We start from the raw sequence: 3,438 nt of genomic DNA, 5'->3' as shown, positions 1-3,438 counted from the left end.
AACTTTATTGAACCTGAGTTATTCAGTAAATATAACGTAAAAAGAGGGCTGCGTGATTTAAACGGGAAGGGCGTGCTTGTGGGTCTGACAGAGATCGGCGAGGTTCACGCCTATATAATTGATGAAAATGAAACTATTCCTGTCGCGGGCAGATTAATATACAGGGGTATAGATATTAATAATATCGTAAAAGGTTTCCTTGAAGACGGCCGCTATGGTTTTGAAGAAACTTGTTTTTTGCTGCTCTTTGGAGATCTCCCCAATAAGGAAACATTGATGGATTTTGAGCGGCTTCTCTCCGAGTATAGAAAGCTGCCCGAGGATTTTGTCCGCGATATGATTTTGAAAGCGCCGAGCAGGGACATGATGAATGTGCTGGCAAGGGGCGTGCTGGCTCTATATAGTTTTGACGACAACGCGGATGACACTTCCATTAAAAATGTCTTAAGACAATGCGTCAGGCTAATCGCTTGTTTCCCGTCACTCGCGGTTTATGGCTATCAGGCATACTCTCATTACCACGGAAACAACAGCCTGTATATACACAGTCCGCGGCCGGATTTCAGCACCGCGGAAAATATCCTGCACATGTTAAGACCGGACAGCAGTTTCACAAAGCTTGAAGCGGCGCTGCTTGATCTTGCTTTAGTTCTTCATGCCGAGCACGGCGGGGGCAACAATTCATCCTTTGTGACGCATGTAGTGACATCGTCCGGGTCAGACACGTACTCTGTAATAGCCGCGGCGCTCGGGTCGCTGAAAGGGCCGAGACATGGGGGAGCCAACATCAAGGTTATTCAGATGTTTGAGGATATGAAGCAAACAGTGAGGGATTTGCATGATGACGAAGAGATTGAAAGCTATCTTGCCAAATTAATCAATAAAGAAGCTTTTGACCGTTCAGGGCTGATTTACGGTATCGGACATGCCGTTTACTCAATATCTGATCCACGGACCGTCATTTTTAAGGAACATATCGCCCGGCTTGCGATGGAGAAGGGCCTGGAAGATGAATATAACCTCTACTTAAAGGTTGAGCAGCTGGCGCCTGAAGTTATCGCAAAGTACCGTAAAATGTATAAAGGTGTAAGCGCGAATGTTGATTTTTATTCGGGATTTGTTTACCGAATGCTGGACATCCCCCCGGAGATGTTCACACCGATCTTCGCTATTTCCAGAATAGCCGGTTGGAGCGCGCACCGTATCGAAGAAATCGTCAACGACGGCAAGATCATCAGGCCGGCATACAAGAGCGTTTCCCAAAAACGCAACTATACGGCCATGGCTGAAAGATAAAGTAATAAAATAAGAGCAGAAGTTCTGCTTGCTATAAAATTCTAGTGAATGTTTTTAATAACGGGAGACTCCTGCTCCTCTGCTCTGTCTGCCGGCCAGTCAGGTATAGTTTGGTGAATTTCCCGGGCAAGTTGTTGTTCTTCGTGAGAAAAGCCGGCATAATCCAGATCTAAAAACCAGGCTAAATCCTTGTCCACGCAGACCATGTCCTCCCGGGAGAATTGAGCCAGATCGGTTTTGCCCAGAGCGTAAGCCGCCAGCTTCATTTCTTCCACGCAGGACTTCAAAAATTTTGCCAGATGTTCCGCGGCTTTATCGACGCGTAAATCTTCTTTGAACTTTCCCAGGTACAAAGGCACTTGCGGGGCAGGTTCAAAGGGCAGGGCTTTGTTCATCTGAGTCTGCAGCATGGCAATCAGCGCTATCGAACCGATGTATACGGCGTTTGCGCCAAGCGCCATGGCTTTTAAGAAGTGCCCGGGATTGACCAGCCCGCCGGCGGCGATCACGCTGGTATAATCTTTCGCGCCTAATTTATCGAGATGTTTTACCGTTCTGGACAAGGCGTGTAAAGTGGGCAAGCCCACGTCATCCTGCAGGATTGTCGGTCCGCCGTGGGTCCCTGCCTCTGAACCGTCTATAACGATATAATCCACTCCGGCTTCCACCGCAATGTCCAGCTCTTTTTCCAGGTGATGGGTTGCCGCGAATTTAAGACCCACGGGCACACCGTAATCATGGCGCAGGTTGTCCACCAGTTTGATAAAGTCCTGCACGTTGTTTACATCTTTTAGGCGTGAATGGATTATCGCGTCTTCTCCGGGCTCTAGATTTTTGGCCTTGCGGAGGTCTTTGCCGATTTGAGTGGATTCTGTGCTCATCGGCGCGGCGGCCTGCGCCCCCTGCCCAAGTTGAATCTCAATAGCGTCAAGCTGGGACAGCTGTTCCGGTGTATTCATCCAGCCGCCGCGATTGTACTGGCCAATGAAATAACGGGCTTCTTTTCTTTCTTCCTCGACCAAGGGGGCCTCACCGGAATTTGTGGCTGTTCCCGCCATTGACGACCCCCGGGCCAATGCCACTTTTGCTTTTAAGCTGAGCGCGCCGCCGTAGGACATGCCGCTGACGAGAATTGGAATTTCCAGACGCAGCGGTTTTTTAGCTCTGGGACCGATAGTCACACTCGTATGAATTCCCACACCGTCTTGAGTCGGCATTTTGAAAAGGTGGACGGGATTAAACAGAAGTTTTTCCCAGGGAGAGAGAACCACCGGGCTTCCCAAAGGGCGCTCAATGGGCTTCCCGGACTCTGCTCTCATGCTCGCCTCAACAATGTTTCTGAAACCTATTTTATTTGCGATCGGAAACATGGAATAAATATTTTCCGTATACGGGTCCTGAAGCATCCGGCTCATCATGCTGTCGGAGACGGCGTTGGTAATTTTACGTGTCAGCCATGCAAACAAAAAAGATCACCTGCCCTTTGGGTATTTTGCGTAATGGCTTCGTTTTTCCGGCAGACGTTTTTAGCGCGTCGGACATATTATCGTCTGACGGGGTATCATTAAGAGGTCTGCTACGCTCTCAGCTCCGGTTGTTTCACCAGTTTTTGCTCCCAGTTAATAATAGCGTTTTCAATAGCCTGCTGACCGGCTACCGGGGTCTTATACCAGCCCCGCTGGTGCATGCTGTGAAATATTTTCGCATGCAGGTTTTCTTCCTCCTGGTGAAAATCATGCAGCGCTTCTCTTAAGTGACTGTTTGCGGACTCACGCTCAGCCGTCATGTAAGTGTCAATAAGCTGCTTCTGCATGAACAAAGCGTCTGTGATCATGTCCCTGTCGTCAAGAGTCACCAGCAAATCATCTCCTTTTCTTGTGCGCGGCATTATATTAGTGAGCCCCCTGTCGCTGTTTTACCGTTTAAGCTGCGTAGCTGCCCAAGAAGCCCATCCAGGTGTCCCTGGTGAACTCTGCTGCTTTCTTGAAAAATTTTCTTTAAATCCGCGTCTTGGCAGTTGTCCGCGAAAAAGTCACTCTTTTTCACCGCCAGTTCTTCCGCTCTCAATAATTCCTCAAGCTGTAGCAATTCCATCTGGGTTAGCTGCTCCATTTTTTCCCCTCCTGACTTTTTTTTATTTTT

Annotated in this window: 4 protein-coding genes; 1 reads left to right on the top strand and 3 read right to left on the bottom strand. The window is 48.6% G+C overall.

Going from position 1 to position 3,438, the window contains the following annotated elements; all coding sequences use genetic code 11:
* The coding region (locus tag A4E54_RS02965; RefSeq protein WP_286724271.1) for a citrate/2-methylcitrate synthase at positions 1-1,296 on the top strand (1,296 nt) is incomplete at its 5' end.
* Between the two features lie 41 nt (positions 1,297-1,337).
* Here the strand turns inward: A4E54_RS02965 and A4E54_RS02960 are convergent.
* The 3 genes from A4E54_RS02960 to A4E54_RS02950 form a co-directional block, all read right to left on the bottom strand.
* Positions 1,338-2,762: an FMN-binding glutamate synthase family protein gene (locus A4E54_RS02960; RefSeq protein WP_286724268.1), complete on the bottom strand. Its 1,425-nt coding sequence runs from the start codon at positions 2,760-2,762 to the stop codon at positions 1,338-1,340.
* A 110-nt stretch (positions 2,763-2,872) separates the two neighbouring features.
* Entirely contained in the window at positions 2,873-3,184 is a 312-nt protein-coding gene (locus A4E54_RS02955; protein WP_286724266.1) for a spore coat protein, read from the bottom strand.
* On the bottom strand, positions 3,184-3,438 hold a 255-nt coding region (locus tag A4E54_RS02950; RefSeq protein ID WP_286724264.1), incomplete at its 5' end, for a ferritin family protein. The genes A4E54_RS02950 and A4E54_RS02955, both read right to left, overlap by 1 nt.

Source organism: Pelotomaculum sp. PtaB.Bin117 (assembly GCF_002067195.1).
GTDB lineage: Bacteria > Bacillota > Desulfotomaculia > Desulfotomaculales > Pelotomaculaceae > Pelotomaculum_D > Pelotomaculum_D terephthalicicum.
This window is presented reverse-complemented; position numbering and strand designations above follow the sequence as displayed.